Source organism: Rhodococcus sp. G6(2025), from assembly GCF_058628105.1.
In genome coordinates, this window is sequence record NZ_CP179750.1 from 2,201,755 (window position 1) to 2,220,359 (window position 18,605).

Genomic DNA, 18,605 nt, shown 5'->3' on the forward strand with positions numbered 1-18,605 from the left:
GACGCTAGGAGACCGGCGGGCCCGTGGGTATGCCGAAAGGGCCCGCCTGTGGATGGACGAGAAGTTGTGGATAACTCGCGGAAACGCGAGAACTAGCTGGCAGCAGCCTTGGCCGGTGCGGCGGTCGCGGTGCTCGACGAGCTGGACGAGGCCGTCGACGAACTTTCCGACTTCGCGGCGGGAGCAGAGTCGGTCTTGGCCGGCTCGCTGGCCGCGCCGGACGTGCCGCGGCTGTCGGTGCGGTAGAAACCACTGCCCTTGAAGACGATGCCGACGGAGTTGAACAGTTTGCGAAGCTTGCCCGAGCATGCGGGGCAGACGGTCAGGGAGTCATCACTGAACGACTGGACGATGTCGAAACGGTTGTCGCATGCCGTGCACGCATATGAATAAGTGGGCACCGGGGTTCCTCCGCACTGTGTAGTCAAACCGCAGGTTTTAGCACTCTACAGTCGACAGTGCCAACAACGCTAATCAGAGAACTATTCCGGGCCGGATACGTTCTCAGTGGTCGCCGAGCGGGACGAGGCCCGATCCGGGGGTGAGTGCCCAACCCATACGTACGTCATGGGGATCCTCGGGCAGCTCGGACACCAGTTCCTCGTCGCGGACCACCGTGATCAGTCGCGCGTCGGCGGCGGCGAGCCCGAGAGTCCGGTCGTAGAAGCCCGCGCCGCGGCCGAGTCGCACGCCCCTCCGGTCGACGGCGAGGGCGGGCACGAAAATGGTCCCGGCCGAACGGATCTCGTCGGGCTCCCACACCGGGCCGGTCGGCTCGCGCAGGCCGTAACTCGCGTCGGCGAGACCGTCCGCGCCTGTGAACTCGGACCAGTGGAGCGGGCCCGGATCGCGGGTGACGGGCACGAGGACGCGTCCGGCGACCCGTCGGAGGGCATCGAGAAAGTCCAGTGATCCCGGCTCGAGCGCGGTAGGAACGTAGGCGCAGACGGTGGATCCGCCGGAGATTCCCTGTGTGACGAGTGCGACAAGCGCCCGGTCCTCGGCGGTGCGGAGTTCGGGGGTCAGCGCGCGCCGCCCGGAGAGCACCAGTTGCCGCCACTCGTCCTTCGTTCGTGCGTGCATGCCCCAACCTTAGAGCCGACCGGCGAGCGCCCCCGACGGGTTCCGGGAGGTTACTGACAGGATCTTGGTGACTGTCGAGTAGGTCCGCACAGTTATGGTGTGGGCATGACAGACGCCGCACCGCACACCGCCAGCGCCTTTCGCACGGCTGTCGTGCCCGCAGCGGGAATGGGTACGCGATTCCTCCCCGCGACCAAGACCGTGCCGAAAGAGCTGCTCCCGGTCGTGGATACCCCGGGTATCGAACTCGTGGCCGGAGAGGCCGCCGATTCCGGTGCCGGCCGGCTCGTGATCGTGACGTCGCCGGGCAAGGACGGAGTGGTCGCCCACTTCGTCGAGGATCTCGTTCTCGAGAGCAAGCTCGAGGCCAGCGGCAAATATCACCTGCTCGAGAAGGTGCGGAAGGCTCCCGGCCTGCTCGAGGTGGAGTCCGTCGTCCAGGACGAGCCTCTCGGCCTGGGCCACGCGGTCGGCTGCGCGGAGTCGGTCCTCGACGACGACGAGGACGCCATCGCCGTGCTCCTCCCGGACGACCTCGTGATGCCGCGCGGAGTGCTCGAGACGATGTCGCGGGTTCGCCGCAAGCGCGGGGGCACCGTCCTCTGCGCCATCGACGTCCCCAAGGATCAGGTGAGCTCGTACGGCGTCTTCGAGGTCGAGACGGTTCCCGACGCCACCAACCCCGACGTCCTCAAGGTCATCGGCATGGTCGAGAAACCGGCCATCGAGGATGCGCCGTCCACGTTCGCCGCCGCAGGTCGCTACCTCCTCGACCGCGCGATCTTCGATGCGCTGCGGCGGATCGAACCCGGCGCCGGCGGGGAGCTCCAGCTCACCGACGCCATCGCCCTCCTCATCAAGGAAGGCCATCCCGTTCACGTCGTCGTGCACCGAGGCACGAGACACGATCTCGGAAATCCCGGCGGCTACCTCCGTGCTGCGGTTGACTTTGCGTTGGACATGGACGAGTACGGCCCATCGTTGCGCGAATGGCTGATCGACCGATTGAAGCGGACGGATTCCTAGAAGCTCGGGAGGCAAGAACTTGCGGTCGGTCGAGGAGCAACAGACGATCGTGACCGCGGCCGCAGTGGCGCCGCGGCCGGTCCGTGTGGCGATCTCCGAAGCCCAGGGGCTGCTGTGTGCCGAAGAGGTGGTCACCGAGCGTCCGCTTCCCGGTTTCGACCAGGCCGCGATCGACGGCTATGCCGTCCGTAGCGTCGACGTCCAGGCCGCCGGAACCGACATCCGGGACGACGACGGTGCGCCCGTCGAACTGTCGCTACCCGTGGTCGGTGAGGTCACGGCCGGTTCGCGGCAGCCGATCCGGCTGCAGCCGCGTCAAGCCGTCAAGGTCGACACGGGGGCACCTCTCCCGACACTCGCCGACGCCGTCCTTCCGCTCGACCGCACGGACGGCGGCCGGGCCCGCGTCAAGATCTACAAACCGGTCCGCTCCGGCGACTACGTGCGCCGGGCCGGCGACGACGTGCAGCCCGGAGACGTCGCGGTCCGTGCAGGCACCATCATCGGAGCCGCGCAGGTGGGGTTGCTGGCGGCGGTGGGCCGCGACAAGGTGCTCGTGCACCCCCGTCCCCGGCTGTCCGTCATCTCGGTCGGCGGCGAACTCGTCGACGTCGACCGGACCCCCGGTCCCGGCCAGGTCTACGACGTCAACTCCTACGCGCTGGCCGCCGCCGCCCGCGACGCAGGCGCCGACGTCAACCGGGTCGGTATCGCGAACGCCGACGCCCGTCGCCTGCGCGAGGTGGTGGAGGGTCAGCTGATCCGTTCCGAGATCGTCGTCATCGCGGGTGCCGTCGGTGGCGGCGCCTCCGAGGACGTGCGGGACGCACTCGCCGACCTCGGCAACCTCGAGGTGGACCGGGTCGCGATGCATCCGGGATCGGTCCAGGGTTTCGGTCAGCTGGGCCGGGACGAGGTCCCGACGTTCCTGCTCCCGTCCAACCCGGTGAGCGCCCTCGTGGTGTTCGAGGTGATGGTGCGCCCACTGATCCGCATCGCGCTGGGGCGCAGGCAGCCGATGCGACGCGTCGTCACCGCCCGCACCGTCGCACCGATCACGTCCATCGAGCACCGCAAGGGTTTTCTCCGCGGTCAACTCATGCGCGACGAGGCCACGGGGGAGTACCTCGTCCAAGCTCTCGGCGGGGCGCCGGGCGCGTCCTCGCACCTGCTTGCGACGTTGGCCGAGGCCAACTGCCTGGTCCTCATCGACCCCGAGATCACCGAGGTCCGGACCGGTGACCAGGTGGACGTGGCCTTCCTGGCGCAGCGGGGCTGATGGCACCGCGACAGTGTGAGACGGGATGACACAGCATCCGGGTTGGCCGCCGCATCTCGGGCCCCTGCGCGTGAAGGGTGGCGTCGTCACCGTGCGCGCCATCAGGCTGCGTGACGCGTCGGCGTGGAGCCGTCTGCGCACCCGCGACCGCGCGCACCTCGAACCGTGGGAACCGACCGGGGAGGCGCCCTGGGAAGCGCGCCACCATATTTCGGGATGGCCCGGACTGTGCAGCAGTTTGCGTTCGGAGGCCAGGAAGGGCCGCATGCTGCCGATGGCCATCGAACTCGACGGCAATTTCTGCGGCCAGATCACGATCGGCAACGTGGTGCGGGGGGCACTGCGCTCCGCCTGGATCGGTTACTGGGTGGCCAGCGACGTCAACGGGCTCGGGGTGGCCACCGGCGCGCTCGCGCTGGGGCTCGATCATGCCTTCGGACCCGTGGGGTTGCACCGCGTGGAGGCCACCGTGCGTCCGGAGAACCTGGCGAGCCAGGCGGTGCTGCGCAACGTCGGCTTCCGCGAGGAGGGTCTCCTCAAGCGCTACCTGGATGTCGACGGGCAGTGGCGCGACCACATTCTGGTCGGCATGACCGTCGAGGACGTGCCCGGCACGGTGGCGGATTCGCTCGTGCGGAGTGGCAAAGCCACTTGGGGCTGACCGCCGAAGCGGACATGGACAAACGTCCAGCTATGCGGCAGTTATCTCACGGTATCAAAGCTTCCTGACCGGGGCTCCGCTTTCGGCGAGTCTTTGCCGGATCGTTCCCTCTGCCCTTTTGGGGCATGCCGAGCACCACATTTTCGCGTTACGCATGTGACACCTGAGTATGGTGAGATCGGCGCGTCTGCGAAGATGTGCGTGTTCATGCGGTTAGCCTGGGTGGGTCAACAGCGGTATCCATGCTGGTAGACGATTGGGAGGAGGTCGCCGTATGCCGAACTCGTTTCTCTGGATCGGGCTCGTCGTCGTGTGGCTCTTCGTCCTGGTCCCGATGCTGGTGAACAACCGCCCCCGGATTCGACAAACCAGTGACGCAGCACTCGCGACGCGCGTGCTGCACCGCGGTGACGAACGTCCCGTGCAGCGTGGACCCGCGGCTGGACACCGCAGCGACCCGTACTGGCAACCGGAACCGGACCACTACGGCTACGACGCGGAGGACCTTGTGGACACTCACGCAGAGGAAGACGAGTTCGACGGTGAGCGGGCACCGGTCGGTGAGTACGTACCGGTGCGCCGGGGGCGTGGCGGCTTCGATCCGGAGGCCGACGCGATCGCGCGCGAGGCCCGGTATGCATTTCGTCAGCGGTCGGTTCTCGGCCTGGTGTTCGCCACGATCATGTCGGCGGCCCTCGGGCTGATCATCTCCCCACTGATGTGGTGGGCGTTCGCGGCCGGTGTGGTGGGCCTGTTCGGCTATTTGGCGTATCTGCGCCGGCAGGTTCAGATCGAGCAGGAGATCCGTCGCCGGCGGACCGCGCGTCTCAACCGGTCGCGGTTGGGTGTCGAGTCCCGCAGTGACGAGGAACTCCGTCTCATCCCGGCCCGATTGCGGCGTCCGGGCGCCGTCGTCCTCGAAGTGGACGACGAGGACCCCGAATTCGACCATCTCGAACACTTCGACGACGCGCCGATGCAGCAGGCCATGATGCGCCGGGCTGCCGGTGAGTAGCCGGGCGGATCGGGCCGAAAGCCACGTCGGTGTAGGCGATTCGCTCCCGCCGCGGGTGGCCTGCTAGAGTTTGCCGAGCGGATCGCAGGATCCGCACGGGGCTGTGGCGCAGTTGGTAGCGCGCTTCGTTCGCATCGAAGAGGTCAGGGGTTCGATTCCCCTCAGCTCCACCACAGAAGAGGCACTCACTCCATCCGGAGAGGGTGCCTCTTCTGCATTCCGGCCCAGGTGAGCGCCGCCGTCAGGGGTGCAATAGCGGGGCGCCGCGCGAATGCTCGACTCTTGGATTTGCCAAAAGGTAACTGAATGCTGTGTACTGTCCGTAGGTCATCAAGGGGTCGATCGCACGGGGTGGAAATACATGCAGGCAATGGACAAGATCTCGAAGTTTCTGGAGCCGGCGACGGTGGTCGCGACCATCACCGCGACGATGTTGCTGGTGAACGTCCTGTGAACTCCGGCCGACCAACCGACGTCGCGAGGGCCGCGTCGGAGACGCCGACCTTCCGCTGACCGATCAGCACCTCCAGGCCACAACGCCGAACCCGTAGGGGTTCTCGGAAGCTGCTCGAGTCCCACCTGGCTCGGGCACCGCTGGTGGTGCCGGTTCCCCGACACCGGCACCACCAGCACCTCCGCTCGATTCGCTCGATACCATGACAGCGGCGACGTCGCCGTCGACGTGGTGTCGTGTCGTGAATACGAGGGGGGTGCACAGTGAGCGCGCGTCGTGTTGTTCGAAGGCTGACCATGGTCGGACTGGCGCTGGCCTTCTTGTCCGGGCTCGGCTGGGTCACCGTCTCGGTGTTCCCGTCCGACGCCTCCGCCGACCCCCAGTACAACGACTGCGCCAGTAGTCGTTGCGACGACGGTTCCTCGGAGTCTCCCGGCGGCGGAACGCCTCGGCATCCTCATCCGCCGTGCGAGAGTCGTCGCGGCTGCGGCGGAGAGCCCAGCGAGACACGGGAACCGAGCGAGACCGGGAAGCCCAGCGAGACCGGGAAGCCCAGCGAGACCGGGAAGCCCAGCGAGACCACGGAACCGTCCGAGACCACGCAACCGTCCGAGACCGCCGAACCGACGGAGACGCCGACACCTTCGACATCACGGGTCGTGGTCGCTCCGCCCCGTCCGATCACGTTGCCGCCGGTGGGCGAACCGAACATCGCGCGCCCGGACACGTCGGGGGACGACGACTCCGGAAACGATTCGGGGTCCGATGCTGCTGAAGCCGCCCCGGGCTCCGAGGATCCTGCCGCACCCCCGGCGTCCGGGGGAGCGCCGGCCGGAGGTTCCGGTTCCGGAGCCGCCGCGGCAGCCCCGGGGGTGAGTGGTCCCGCGGATTCCGCACCTCAGGATCGGCCTGCCGGGGAGACCCCGAGCGGCGACGGACCGTCGCCCGCTGCGGGGGCATCGGCCCAGGACGATCCGGCCGCCGCGCCGCCGGGAATGGTTCCTGTGGTCCACAGTGAGCCGTTGCCTGCGATCACCGTTCTCGGTGGGGTCGGCGTGTTGTTGTGCTGCGCCGGCGGGGCGGGTGCGCTGACCTTCAAGGGTGCTCGCGCACAACAGGCGCGCATCGCGGCCGCGCGGGCGGAATTCTTCCCGCCCGCTTCGAGTGGAGGGATGTAGTCGTGGGGGCGAACAGATCTCATCGTCGGGTCGCGGCAGCCGTGGATGCGGTGTGTGACGCGGCGGCCCGGGCCGAAGCCGTGTCACTCCGGCACGTGGTGGACGCGGTGGCCCGCGAACGGCAGCGTCCCATCGAACTCGATTTCACGAAGCCGATGGCGCCCGGTGTGTGCGGCCAGAGGCGCGCGTACCCGGACCGGGACGTGATCGTGCTGGCGCCGGGCCTGCCCGACCTCGACCGCACGCTTGCGCATGAGCTGGGTCACATCGTGTTTCGACACGAAGGAGCCGAGATCGTCGCCGCGACGCTCGAAGCCGGTGACGATCTGATCGCCTACATGCTCAGCCAGCGGTCGCGACGGCGGGGAGACGAGCAGCCGTCCGACGAGGTGGCCGAGTGGGAAGCCGAAACGTTCGCGTCGATGCTGCTCATCCGGTTGAACACGATGCAGGGCCGCGGAACTCCCGTGTCCGTGCTCCGCTACGACGAAGCGATCGGCTGATGGGCTGGCTGGTTGCGCTCGTCGTCTGGACTGCCGCGGGTGCCCGGATCGGCCGGGTCGCCGCGCGTCAGCCGACGCCGCTGCGCGTCGCGGTGGTGGTGGCCGTCTCCAGCGCGGCCCTCGCGTCCACGTTGGCCGTACCGGATGTCGCCGGGCGCCTCGACACCGTGGCCCCGGCTGTCGGGCTGTCGGAGATCATCCTCGAACTGGCGTGGACGCTGTTCGCCGCCGCGAGCGCGGTCGGCGCGATCTCCGTGTGGCCGATACTCCCACGTCCTGCGCTGCGTGCCGTCGCCGTGGTCGTCTACACCGTGGCCATCGTGCTCGGAATCGGGCTTGCCGGTGGATATCCCGTTCCTGCGCTGGTGTTCATCGTGATCGCGCTGACCGCGGTGGTCGTGACCGGGGTCCGGCACGTCGCGTGGACACCGCTCGGCCGCGGAATCTCACTGATCGTGGTCGGATCGGCGATCGTCCTGGCTGCGGCGGCCGTCGGACTGGTGCGTGAGGTGTCGGGCGGGACGTGGGCCGTCGGCTCCTCGCCGGCGTACACCGTCGCGGCCGTGATCGTCTCGGTCGGCACCGTCTGGGTGCTCGTCGAAACCTGGTTCCGCGCCCGGCAGGACCTGCGCCGCACGGACACACTGCATTCGGTGCTCGTTTCACGGTTCCCCGAAGTGGTCGAGGGCGACGGCAAGGGGAGCACGACCGTCCTCCGCGCCTCCGACGCCGTCGCACACGTCATGGATGCGCTGTACCTACAGGCGGGCGCGGGCATGCTCGACACGGAGGAACAGGAGCTTCCGGAATCGGCCGCCGAACGCGCCCGGATTCTCGCCCGCTGGATCGACGACCCGGTCGCCTCGGACGTCCTCGACACCGAGTGGATCGCGCCGCCCCAGGGTATGTCGCCGCGCCGATGGGTGCTCGATCTGGCGGACGCGTACGCCGACTTCCGGAACTCGGCCCCGGTGCCTGCGAAGGCGGACACCGTCGAATCGGCTGCGGAATAGTCTTCAGCCGCCGGTCAGTCCGGCGAACCGGTGACGAGCCACCCGCAGGGCGAGGCGAGGTCTTCGGCCTCCGGCGGTCCCATGGATCCCGCGGGATACGGCTTGGCCGGGGGAGGGTCACGCAGCAGTGCGTCGGCGACGGTCCAGACGTGCGCCAAGCCGTCGGGGCGCGTGAACAGTGACCGGTCGCCGTGCAGGACGTCGAGGATGAGCCGCGAATACGGTGCGAGGGCGTGGGCGAGCGGCACCGTGTCGAGGGGCAGACCCAGGTGGCCCACCGTCAGGCTGTCGTCGGGTCCGGGTTCCTTGACCACCATGGAGATGTCGATCTCGCCGTCCCCGGACAGATCGAACGTCAGGACGGCACCGTCCGGCGGAATGTCCGTGAGCGGGCCACGGGGACTTCGGAAGACGAGGCTGACCCGTTGCCGGCTGACACCCAGCATCTTTCCGGTCCGGAGGAGGAACGGCACCCCACGCCAGCGGTCCGTGTCGACCCACAGCCGTGCGGCGACGAACGTCTCCGTCGTCGAATCGTCCGCGACACCGTCGACGTCGCGGTACCCCTCGTACTGGCCGAGCACCACGTCGGCCGTGTCGAGGGGACGGAACGCCCCGATCACGGATTCGCGGGCGGATTGGAGATCGTCGGCGCCCAACGTTTCCGGGGGCTCCATCGCGATCTCGGCGGCGACCTGGAACAGGTGTGTCACCAGCATGTCCAGGACAGCTCCGGTGGCGTCGTAGAACCGGGCGCGGTCGTCGATGTCGAGCGTCTCGGGCACGTCGATCTGCACCTGCTCGACGTGTTCCCGGTTCCAGACGCCCTCGATCAGCCCGTTGGCGAAGCGCAGGATGTGCAGATTCTGGGTGCTCTCCTTGCCGAGGAAATGATCGATTCGATAGATCTGCTTCTCGTCGAGGACATGGTGCACGGCTTCGTCGAGTTCGGTGAACGCCTCCTGGGACGTCCCGAACGGCTTCTCGTACACGACACGTGCCCCACGGGCCAGGTCGTGAGCGCCTAGCGCGCGGGTGGTCTCGGCGAACGTGCTGGGTGGCAGGGCCAGGTAGTGCACCAACTGTGCGTCTGCCGCGTCGAGATCTTCCCGCGCCTGCCGAACGGCCGCGGGGAGCGTTCCCGGGTTGTCCGGGGTGAAACCGCCGCCGGCGAATCTCAGCCGCCGGGCGAACGTCTCCCAGTCGGTGTCGTCGTGCGGCACTCCGAACTGGTTCACGACGTCGCGCACGTGGTCGCGGAACTGATCGTCGGATACGTTGCCCCGGCCGGTGCCGATCAGCATCCACTCGGAGTTCAGGAGCCCTGATCGAGCGAGCTGGAAGAACGCGGGGAGGACCATGCGTTTGGACAGGTCCCCGGTGGCACCGAAGAGGACGAAGATCGTGGGACCGAGCTGCGGTCTGTCAACCATTGCTCCATCATGCGCCACGTGAGCACACCGGGCAGGGCATTCCGGCGGTGTCGTCGGGTGCGCCCGGTGACTTCTACCCGGACGTCGGGTGCGACCTGCGGCGAACTCGTTGCCGCCCAACGACTCCGGTGGTCAGCGGGACGCGTCCGGTGGGACCTCCGGCAACCCCTCGCTGGCGCGGAGTTTCTCGGCCATCGTGGTGAGCAGATTCTGCGACTCTTCGGAGAGGTCGAACGCGCGGCTGGAGAGCTTGCGTAGTCCGTATCCCTGGAGTTGCGAGAGAAGCTCGAGATCGTGGTCGATCTTCGCGGCGTAGATGTCGTTGAAGAAGTAGTCGGGCTTCACCTTGAAGAAGCGGGCAAATGCCGCGACCGTCTCGTCGGAGGGGTTGGTGCGTTGTCCCGACCGGAGCTGGGAGATGTAGGGCTTCGAGATCTGATGTCCGTCTGCGATGAGTGCCGCCGCGACCTCGGCGTTGGTATGCGGTTTACGTCCCGGAGGGTGGACCGTGTCGAAGAGCTTGTTCAACCGCGCAGCAAAATCTGCCATTGTGAGCCGCCGGGTCCTCTCTCGTGCGGGCGTCAGTCGTGTGAACGACACCGTACCATGATGATAACCGATTGATAACTCACAGACATAGAGGCAAAACGTCGTCCGCCGACTCCGTGCTTATCTCATATATGTTTCAACGATCGCCTGTTCGTCGCTCGCTGATCGCCGACATTTCGGGCGCCCTCTGTGCTTGTCACGCACGTTCTACCGTTGAAAGTTCAAGAGAGGCGCGGACGTGGGCTGAAGGGAGCGCGCCGGGCTGGTTGCGGTTGCCGAGCCGATTGCGTGGTTGCTCTTTCAATCACTGAGAGTTAGCTGGCAAGGTCGCAGGGGTGTGCGCCGTGAGGCCGTGGCGCCTATAGCCCCAGTTCAGCGCCATTGTGTTGCGTTGCGCATCGCAACGTGGCGAGGTCGCTCGCGGCCCGCGGGGCCTCGTGAACACTACTGTGAAGTAGTGGCATCCGCACGGGCGCCGGGCCGCGCGCCCCCGATCCGCGTCACGGCCGCCGCGTGCCCTTCACGAGTCCGCCCCGCCTGGTTGGACGAGTGTCCAGCTCAGCCGGGGTTTGCCGCTCCGGGGCGCCCCCCGAGTCTGGCCAAATCTGAAGCCGTCGGGGATGATTGTGATATGGAACACAGAATGAGTGACGCCGAGCTTCGGAAGGCGATTCGAGTTCTGCGCGAGCGCGCCGACGACGCCCGGCACCGAGGAAACGACGACGACGCCAACGGAATCGAGAGGACGATTCGTACCTATCAGGAAGAAATGACCCAGCGGTTGTGAACCGTCACGGACCGGCCCGGGGAGGGCCGGTTCGCGTTTTTCCTCGGGAAAGGCACCCCTGCAGTTGCGTGCGCGCAATCAGATTGCGTGCGTAGACTTCCAGCCGACACGGATCGGTGACGACGGGGGCGCGCACGGCTATGGCGATCAAGACGCTGGACGGCAAGAAGTGCCTGATCACGGGTGCAGGTAGCGGGATCGGGCAGGCGACCGCCCTGGCGGCCGCGGCGGAGGGCGCCGAACTCTTCCTCACCGACATCAACGAGGTCGGCCTGGCACAGACGGTCGAACAAGTCGGCAGCCGCGGGGGCACCGTCAGTTTCTCGCGTGCCCTCGACGTGTCCGACTACGACGCCGTCGCCGCATTCGCAGCCGATGTCCACGATCAGTTCGGCAGCCTCGACGTCGTCATGAACGTCGCCGGCATCTCCGCGTGGGGGACGGTCGAGAATCTCGAACACCGCCATTGGAAGTCCATGGTGGACGTCAATCTGATGGGCCCGATCCACATCATCGAGAGTTTCCTGCCCCCGATGGTGCGGGCGGGACGCGGCGGTCACCTGGTCAACGTCTCTTCCGCCGCCGGTCTGCTGGCGTTGCCGTGGCATGCGGCCTACAGCGCAAGCAAATTCGGGCTTCGCGGCGTGTCCGAGGTTCTGCGGTTCGATCTCAAACGGCACGGCATCGGCGTGAGCCTCGTGGTTCCCGGCGCGGTCAAGACGCCGCTGGTGGGCACGGTCGAGATCGCCGGGGTCGATCGCGACGACCCGCGCATCCAGAAGGCCATCCACCGCTTCGAGAAGCGGGCCGTCACGCCCGAGAAGGTCGCGTCCTGCATCATCGCCGGCATCAAGAAGGACCGGTACCTGGTGTACACGTCGCCGGACATCCGGTTCGGCTACTGGTGGGCCCGCAAGTTCTCGCCGCCGTACGACTTCGTGATGCAGAGGGCCAACAACCAGTTCAGCAAGTTCCTGTAGGAGCTAGAACTCTCCGCCCCGACCGGGGGCGCTCGGGGCCAGCACCGTCCCGTCGGTGAATCGGACGCCGTCGGTGCACCGGCACTCGACCTGCCCGCCGCCGAACTGCTCGGCGTGGAGCCGCGCGTACAACCCTTGCCGTGCAAGGAGTTCGGTGTGCGTTCCGCGTTCGATCAACGTTCCCTCGTCGATCACGAAGATCACGTCGGCGTGCTGAATGGTGGACAGCCGGTGGGCGATCGCGAGGGTGGTGCGTCCGCGCATCACCTCACCGAGTGCCCGCTGGACGAGTCGCTCGGAAACCGTGTCGAGTGCGGACGTCGCCTCGTCGAGGATCAAGACACGGGGGTTCTTCAGCAGCACCCGCGCGATGGCCAATCGCTGTTTCTCGCCACCGGACAGGCGGAATCCTCGTTCGCCCACCAGAGTGTCGTATCCGTCGTCGAATCCGAGGATGCGGTCGTGAATGTTGGCGGCCGCCGCGGCGGCCTGCAGTTCGGCATCGGTCGCGTCCGGTTTGGCGTATCGAAGGTTGTCGGCGATCGAGGCGTGGAACAGATACGGGTCCTGGGTAACCATTCCGACCGCCTCGGCGAGCGAGCTCATGGTCAGGTCGCGCACGTCGTAGCCGTCGACGCGGACGGCGCCACTGTCCACCTCGTACAGGCGCGGGACGAGATAACAGAGCGTGGTCTTGCCTGCGCCGGACGGCCCGACGAAGGCGGCGAGCTGACCCGGCTCGATCTCCAGGGACGTGCCCGCCACCGCCCAGCGCCGGCTGCGACGTTCCGCCGGTTCGGTGTCGGGCGCCACCGCGGCCGGGAAGCGAGGAGCGACGGTCGTGACGCCGCGCATGCCGCCGCCCCCACCGCCGCGCCCCAGGCTGCGCAGTGCCACCGGGTCGGGGTCGGCGGTGGCAAGCCGGACGGGCGCGGGATACGCGAAGTACACGTCGTCCAACTCCACCCGTCCGGGGGAGTCCGCGGGCAACTCGACGGCGTCCGGGCGGTTCACGATCGCGGGTTGCAGGTCGAGGTACTCGAAGATGCGGCGGAACAACGCCATCGACGTCTGGACGTCGAGGGTGACCCGCATCAGCGAGACCAACGGTTGCAGCAGCCTGGCCTGCAGGGTCGAGAACGCGACGAGTGTGCCCGCCGAGAGCGCCGCGGAACCGCCGCTGACGAGATACCCCGCCAGCAGGTAGACGAGTGCGGGAGTGATCGCCATGAACGAGCTGACGACGGCGAAGAAGCCCTGACCCGTCATGGCCTGCCGCACCTGCAGTTCGGTCTGCCGCGCGTTCTCGATCCGATACCGGTCGAGTTCGGTGTCGGCCTGGTTGAACACCTTCGTCAGCAGAACACCCGAGACGCTCAGCGCCTCCTCGGTGATTGCGGTCATGTCCGACAACGACTCCTGCGTCTTGCGCGCCAGAACCCGTCGCCGGGCGCCGACCCGTCGCTGCAGGTAGACGAAGCCGGGGAGCAGTGCGACCGCAAGAAGCGTCAGCTGCCACGACAGCAGCAGCATCGCGATGAGGGACGCGGTCACGGTCACGACGTTCGACAGGATGCTCGACGCCGTGGACGTGAGGACCGACCGCACCCCACCGACGTCGTTGGCCAGACGCGATTGGATCGAGCCGGTCTTGGTCGACGTGAAGAACGCCAGTTCCATCTTTTCGAGGTGGGCGAACAGACGCTCCCGCAGATCCGCCATCGACAGGTTGCCGACCTTGGTGGTGAGGTAGCTCTGGCCGACGCCGATCAGCGAACCCGTGAGCGTCACCGCGATCATGGCCACGACCAGCCACAGCAGCAGTGTCAGATGGACACCGCTGCCGTCGGTGGGAAACAGTGCGCGGTCGAACACCGCCTTCGTGAGGAAGGGATTCACGATGCCCAGCAGTGAGGACACGACGATGGCGGCCGCGACGAGCACCAGCCACCCGCGGTAGGGATGCAGGAGCGCCCAGATGCGGGGGAGCAGCGAAGGCTCGGCGGGTGCCTCCGAGGCCTGCTGTGTGGATGTGGGACCGGTCGCGGGCATCTCCCCATCGTGCCCATCCGCCGCGGTCCTGGCGAGCCGATTCGACGCGGCCCCGTCGTGCTGCTCCGGTCCGGTGGTTACGGTAGGTCCCCGTGCTCGGGGATGCCGAGTTCGCCTCGCACCGCGGTGAGGAAATCTTCCTGGGCGCTCATCCCGGCCTGGAAGTGGTCGGCGAACTGTTGTTGGCGGGTGGACAGGGCGTCCGCAGACACGGCGTCATCCGTCGCGAAGTCGGTGCTCAGCCAGCCGACCGTCTCGGATCCTGCCAGGTATTCGACCACCATGCGCCGTGCCGATTCCACCACCGGTTCGGATCCGATCAGCTCCACCGCCGTGAACTTCGAGCCGAGGACGACGTTCTGTTGCGGCAGCGGGCGGAGGACTTCGGCGAGCACGGTCAGGAGGTAGGGTCCGTCGAAGTGGTCGAATGCCACCGAGACGGAACCCGACGTGATGCTCACCTCGTTGGCCGCGGTCAGGAGCTCCGAGTAGATCTGCTGCCGCTGCGTCCGCAGGAACTCGTTCGAGGATTGGTTCACCGTCGCCTCCACCTGATTCGAGGTGTTCAGCAAGGTGAACACCCCTCCGCACACGGAGCCGATCAGGGTGCCGACAACGGCCATCGAGGCCACGAGCATACTGAGCCGAAACTCGTGGCGCCGCAAGTCCGTTCGATCGGGAGGCTTGACGCCGTCACGCTCGCTCATCGTCCTGCTCCCTTCGACGCATCACCGGTTCACCCCGACTGTCCCGTACGGCCGGCGACCCGTCGCGCGTAGTCGACTACTCGGTTGCGACACCCCGTCGCGAGCGCTGAACCGGGTCACTGCGTTGGTGGGCCCCGATCGAGGTTCTCTACATCCTTCGGGAACGTTGTTCGAAGAGGTTTCAGCGATGCCCGGCGTGCAGGCAGTCCTCGAACAGGGTGCGCACTTCGTCGACGTGCCGGTCGAGATCCGCGAGGTTCCAGCCCTCGGTCGGCACAGGTGCGAGGACGTCGACATCGACGGTGCCGGGGTGCGCGACGAGCGAGTTCCGCCACATCCGTTCGCCCGCGTTGTGGATGACGATCGGCACGATCGGCACGCCCGCCTGCATCGCCAGATGGAATCCGCCCTTCTTGAACTTGCCGAGACGCGGAGTCGGCGATCGGGTGCCCTCGGGGGCGATCGCGATGGAGATGCCGGACTGCAGTTTCTCCACGGCCGGGCGGAGGGCAGCCCTCGCCTTCGTGCTGTCCGCCCTGTCGATGTACGCGACGTCGAGCAGCGCCCCCACGGGAATGAACCGGGGATCGCGCGCGGCCTCCTTCTTCGCGACGCCGGTGACGTCGCGCCGGATGACGCTGCCGATCACCAGCATGTCGAGCGAACTCTGGTGATTGAACATGAAGACCGCGGGCCTGGCCGACCAGGCGTTCTCCTTGCCCTTGATACGCACGTTGATCCCACAGATCGCGAGCGCGAGATCCGGGCCGAAGCTGCCGACCAGGTTGGCGCCCGTCTGCCGGTTCTGGGTGAGCAGGCCGGCGGAGACACCGAACGCGGCCGCCCCCATCAGAGCGCCGATCGCGGTGGTGGTGCGGGCGATGGACATCGGGTCGGCGCCGCTCTCCGGAGGTCGCAGATTCACCGACGGCCACCCGTTCTGCCGCGCGGTCGCCGCCAGTTTGCGGTCGGGGTTCAGCGCCACGGGATGTCCCACCGACTTCAGCATCGGAACATCTTCTGCGCCGTTGGAGTACGCGAAGCTGTCACCCAGATCCGCTCCGTGCTTGTCGGCGTACTCGCGCAGCGCCTCGGCCTTGGCAGGACCCCACAGCGGCGGCGATTCGAGCTTCCCGGTGAGCATTCCGTCCAGAACCGCGGGCCGGGTGCACAGCACGTCCTCGGCGTCGATGTCGAGGTCCGCGGCCACCGACAGTGCCTGATAGGGGGTGGCGGAGGTGGCCATCACCACCCGGTGACCGGCGTGCCGGTGCGCGGCGAGCAGTCCGCGGACCTCCGAGAAGATCATCCTCGCGATCTCCTGGCGGAACAGCCGCTGCCCCCACTCCTGCATCTCGTCCTCCATGCGCCCGGCCAGGCTCTGCACTCCGATGCGCATCAGGTTGCCGATATCGGCACCCCGGAAGCGGGTCTCCACCGCGGCGCCAGTGGTGCGCAGAAGCTCGGCCACGCTGATGTCGAAGCGACGCAGGCGATCCCGATAGACGACGCTCGCGGAGTACCCGCTGATCAAGGTGCCATCCAGGTCGAACGCGGCGAGGGTGCCCGGGCCGGGAACGGCGGCCGCGATGTCGTCGTGGAGACTGCGGAGATCGCTCATCTACTCACCTACCACCCATCTGGCCGAGATTCTCGTGCGCGATCGCTCGGATGCGCAGCACCTGATCGATCAGGGTCTGGAGTTCGGCGTCGAACTCGACCCGCCGGGCCGCCATGTTCTCGGCATTCGGTTCGACCAGGCCACGGTTTCGCGCCAGCTTGAGCGCGGTCGTGAACAGTTCGGCCGAAATCGACTCGCTGCTCCCGATCTGCTGCCGGAGACGCCGCTGCTCGGCGAGCGCGAGGCACGACGTCATGAAGGCCTTCTCGTCGAACTTCCGGTCCACCGGAGTCCGGAGTAACTGGCCCGCGACCACGGCGTACGCCTCCAGGAACGGTTGCAGAACCCGGTGCGCCAGATGAATCCGCATCCCGGACAACAGGTTCGCTGCATGCTGCGGATCGCCCAGGTTCGACTCCCACGCCGGGTCGATCAGATCCAGTTCGGCCCGCAGTTCCTTCCGGAAGCTGTCTTTCTCGCTGAAGAAGAATTCGAACTTGAGGAGATCGCGAATGCGCAGCGCCAGATCCCATCCGTCGTTCAGCGGGTCGGTGAACTTCTGGTCGACCGCCGCCCGCAGCACCATTTCCGCGATCGCCCGCATCACTAGGAAATGAATGGTGTTGTTGCGGTAGAACGCTGCCACGAGATGCTGATCCCGTCCGAGGTAGAACACCCGTTCGCTGCCCTGATCGAAACTCCGCAGCACCCCGGAATCGAGATGGGTCCGCACGGCCTTGCGGATCACCTGCGGATCGGTCAGGTCCACATCGCCCGCGGTCGGCAACGCGCGCGCCGTGATGTAGTCCACCAGTGGTCCGAGAATGGCACCGACCTCGGCGACGGTGAGCGCCCGGTCCTCGATGCCGAGGAACGCGAGCATGACGAGCGACGACGCCGTGACGGGCGTGACCTCGTTGATGCGGTGACACACCTCGAACGCCGTCTTCTGCACCGCCAGCCGCAGGTCGTCCTCCTGGCCGAGGTAGTCCGCCAGTGACATCGGCCTGCCGACGTTGACGTGCGCGACACCGTGCCGTTGACCCTGTGCCCGAACGTATCCGAAGAGCCACCGCAGACTCTCCTTGCTCTTCGCCTGGCCGTGCGCCTCCGCCGCCATCGCTCCGACCTCGTACAGCTGGTCGTAGGTCAGTGACACCGGGACGAGGTACACGTCGGACATGCCACTGTCCTGGAAGGCCTTCGCGAGGTAGTTGAGCAGACCGAACCGCGGCGGCCGCAACTTCCCGGTGCGGCTGCGCCCGCCCTCGATGTACCACTCGAGGTTGAACCGTTTCGTGAGGAGATAGCGCATGTACTCGCGGAGCGTCCACTTGTAGATCTCGTCGCCCTCGATCTTCCGGCGGATGAACACGGTGCCGCTGCGCTTGCCGATCGGTCCGATCGGCCAGAAGTTGATGTTCAGACCGCCCATCACGTGATTGAGCGGAAGGTCGTTCGCCAGCAGCGCCGGCCGCAGCACCAGCGGATCGAGGTACGAGCGGTGGCTCGGCAGGAACACCAGGGAATGCTCCTTGTTCAACTCCCGCAGTTCGTCGAGCCGGGTGGTGTCGACGTCGAGACGGTAGGCGCGGGAGAAGTAGCGGCCCAACTGGTCCCACAGCGCGATGGCGCGCCTGCTCTGCGCGGCGACCATCTCGTCCAGTGCCCCACGGGCCCGGCGATCCACCTCGGCGACGGGGACGTTCAACTTCGCGGACAGCTCCCGGGTGCCGTCGTGGTATCGGCTGGCGTCGGTGATCTCGTCGACGACGAACCTCGACACCTTGTACTGCGTGCCCAGCAGGGTGCGCTCGGCCCGCTCGAGGGTCAGCGCGGCCTGGCGGCGAATGAAGTCCGGAAGCGACCCGCCGCCGTTCTCCGCGAGCCGGCGTTCGAGGTCGCTGAGCGGGGCCGGGTCGCCTTCCAGGACCTGGCACCGGGCCGGGTCGTCGCGCATCACCCGGCGCTGCATGTTCTGGCCGGGGTGCAGCGGATCCCGCAGCGACAGCGTCTCCCGGAGGCGTTGCGCGCCGTCCGGATGGGTCTCCTTCGGCAGCCACACCACCCGGAGCGGGGTGAGCAGCGGATCATCCTTCCGGCGCACGAGATCGGCGAGGGCCTGGTCGGTGACGCGGACCGTCGGAGGCGGCTGACCGGAGTCGTTCGCCTGCCGCTCCAGCCACGTGCGGAGAACGTCGTCCTCCATGTCGCTCATCGTCTCGATGAGGTAGACCCGTGGCCGTGTCGTGTGCTCGTCCATC

17 protein-coding genes and 1 tRNA gene are annotated in these 18,605 nt (G+C 67.3%); 10 read left to right on the forward strand and 8 right to left on the reverse strand.

The window, feature by feature from the left end; all coding sequences use genetic code 11:
* Positions 1-92: 92 nt before the first annotated feature.
* On the reverse strand, positions 93-401 hold the full coding sequence (locus ACLIVD_RS09930; RefSeq protein WP_005238679.1) for an FmdB family zinc ribbon protein: 309 nt from the start codon (positions 399-401) through the stop codon (positions 93-95).
* 103 nt (positions 402-504) lie between these two features.
* Positions 505-1,083, reverse strand: coding sequence for a 5-formyltetrahydrofolate cyclo-ligase (locus ACLIVD_RS09935; protein WP_491932389.1), 579 nt, complete (start codon positions 1,081-1,083; stop codon positions 505-507).
* 105 nt (positions 1,084-1,188) lie between these two features.
* On the opposite strand from ACLIVD_RS09935, the gene ACLIVD_RS09940 reads away from it, so the two are divergent.
* From ACLIVD_RS09940 to ACLIVD_RS09975, 8 genes are all read left to right on the forward strand, one after another.
* Positions 1,189-2,109 (forward strand): UTP--glucose-1-phosphate uridylyltransferase, encoded by a 921-nt coding sequence (locus ACLIVD_RS09940; RefSeq protein ID WP_009478891.1) that lies wholly within the window; start codon positions 1,189-1,191, stop codon positions 2,107-2,109.
* Between the two features lie 19 nt (positions 2,110-2,128).
* The gene (gene glp / locus ACLIVD_RS09945) at positions 2,129-3,388 is read left to right on the forward strand and encodes a molybdotransferase-like divisome protein Glp (protein ID WP_005238688.1); all 1,260 of its coding nucleotides are present in this window, start codon (positions 2,129-2,131) and stop codon (positions 3,386-3,388) included.
* A 25-nt stretch (positions 3,389-3,413) separates the two neighbouring features.
* Entirely contained in the window at positions 3,414-4,049 is a 636-nt protein-coding gene (locus ACLIVD_RS09950) for a GNAT family N-acetyltransferase (RefSeq protein WP_011597779.1), read from the forward strand.
* 274 nt (positions 4,050-4,323) lie between these two features.
* Positions 4,324-5,064, forward strand: coding sequence for a divisome protein SepX/GlpR (sepX, locus tag ACLIVD_RS09955; RefSeq protein ID WP_491932390.1), 741 nt, complete (start codon positions 4,324-4,326; stop codon positions 5,062-5,064).
* 97 nt (positions 5,065-5,161) lie between these two features.
* Positions 5,162-5,237, forward strand: a tRNA-Ala gene (locus ACLIVD_RS09960).
* Positions 5,238-5,814: 577 nt separating this feature from the next.
* Positions 5,815-6,696: a cell surface protein gene (locus ACLIVD_RS09965; protein WP_491932391.1), complete on the forward strand. Its 882-nt coding sequence runs from the start codon at positions 5,815-5,817 to the stop codon at positions 6,694-6,696.
* A 2-nt stretch (positions 6,697-6,698) separates the two neighbouring features.
* On the forward strand, positions 6,699-7,199 hold the full coding sequence (locus ACLIVD_RS09970; RefSeq protein WP_011597782.1) for an ImmA/IrrE family metallo-endopeptidase: 501 nt from the start codon (positions 6,699-6,701) through the stop codon (positions 7,197-7,199).
* A complete protein-coding gene (locus ACLIVD_RS09975) occupies positions 7,199-8,212 on the forward strand; it encodes a hypothetical protein (RefSeq protein ID WP_491932392.1) in 1,014 nt (337 codons plus the stop codon). Before ACLIVD_RS09970 ends, ACLIVD_RS09975 begins: the two co-directional genes overlap by 1 nt.
* Before the next feature lie 14 nt (positions 8,213-8,226).
* On the opposite strand, the gene ACLIVD_RS09980 is transcribed toward ACLIVD_RS09975, so the two are convergent.
* Together ACLIVD_RS09980 and ACLIVD_RS09985 are read right to left on the reverse strand one after the other, a co-directional pair.
* Positions 8,227-9,645 carry a glucose-6-phosphate dehydrogenase gene (locus tag ACLIVD_RS09980; protein WP_283354010.1) on the reverse strand — a complete coding sequence of 473 codons (1,419 nt, stop codon included), beginning with the start codon at positions 9,643-9,645 and terminating at the stop codon, positions 8,227-8,229.
* Positions 9,646-9,777: 132 nt separating this feature from the next.
* A complete protein-coding gene (locus ACLIVD_RS09985) occupies positions 9,778-10,194 on the reverse strand; it encodes a helix-turn-helix domain-containing protein (protein ID WP_005238699.1) in 417 nt (138 codons plus the stop codon).
* A 643-nt stretch (positions 10,195-10,837) separates the two neighbouring features.
* On the opposite strand from ACLIVD_RS09985, the gene ACLIVD_RS09990 reads away from it, so the two are divergent.
* Both ACLIVD_RS09990 and ACLIVD_RS09995 read left to right on the forward strand, forming a co-directional pair.
* The gene (locus tag ACLIVD_RS09990) at positions 10,838-10,981 is read left to right on the forward strand and encodes a hypothetical protein (RefSeq protein ID WP_005561362.1); all 144 of its coding nucleotides are present in this window, start codon (positions 10,838-10,840) and stop codon (positions 10,979-10,981) included.
* Between the two features lie 140 nt (positions 10,982-11,121).
* Complete coding sequence (locus tag ACLIVD_RS09995; protein WP_491932393.1) at positions 11,122-11,961, forward strand: SDR family oxidoreductase; 840 nt, start codon at positions 11,122-11,124, stop codon at positions 11,959-11,961.
* Between the two features lie 3 nt (positions 11,962-11,964).
* Here ACLIVD_RS09995 and ACLIVD_RS10000 read toward each other — a convergent pair whose 3' ends face one another.
* The 4 genes from ACLIVD_RS10000 to ACLIVD_RS10015 all read right to left on the reverse strand — a co-directional run bounded on the left by ACLIVD_RS10000 (position 11,965) and on the right by ACLIVD_RS10015 (position 18,604).
* Positions 11,965-14,013, reverse strand: a complete 2,049-nt coding sequence (locus tag ACLIVD_RS10000) for an ABC transporter ATP-binding protein (protein ID WP_491932394.1) — start codon at positions 14,011-14,013, stop codon at positions 11,965-11,967.
* A gap of 77 nt (positions 14,014-14,090) precedes the next feature.
* Positions 14,091-14,720 (reverse strand): hypothetical protein, encoded by a 630-nt coding sequence (locus ACLIVD_RS10005; RefSeq protein ID WP_491932395.1) that lies wholly within the window; start codon positions 14,718-14,720, stop codon positions 14,091-14,093.
* A 181-nt stretch (positions 14,721-14,901) separates the two neighbouring features.
* Positions 14,902-16,341 carry an HAD-IB family hydrolase gene (locus tag ACLIVD_RS10010; RefSeq protein ID WP_280785088.1) on the reverse strand — a complete coding sequence of 480 codons (1,440 nt, stop codon included), beginning with the start codon at positions 16,339-16,341 and terminating at the stop codon, positions 14,902-14,904.
* A gap of 4 nt (positions 16,342-16,345) precedes the next feature.
* Positions 16,346-18,604 carry a glycerol-3-phosphate 1-O-acyltransferase gene (locus tag ACLIVD_RS10015; protein ID WP_491932396.1) on the reverse strand — a complete coding sequence of 753 codons (2,259 nt, stop codon included), beginning with the start codon at positions 18,602-18,604 and terminating at the stop codon, positions 16,346-16,348.
* Position 18,605: the final 1 nt, after the last annotated feature.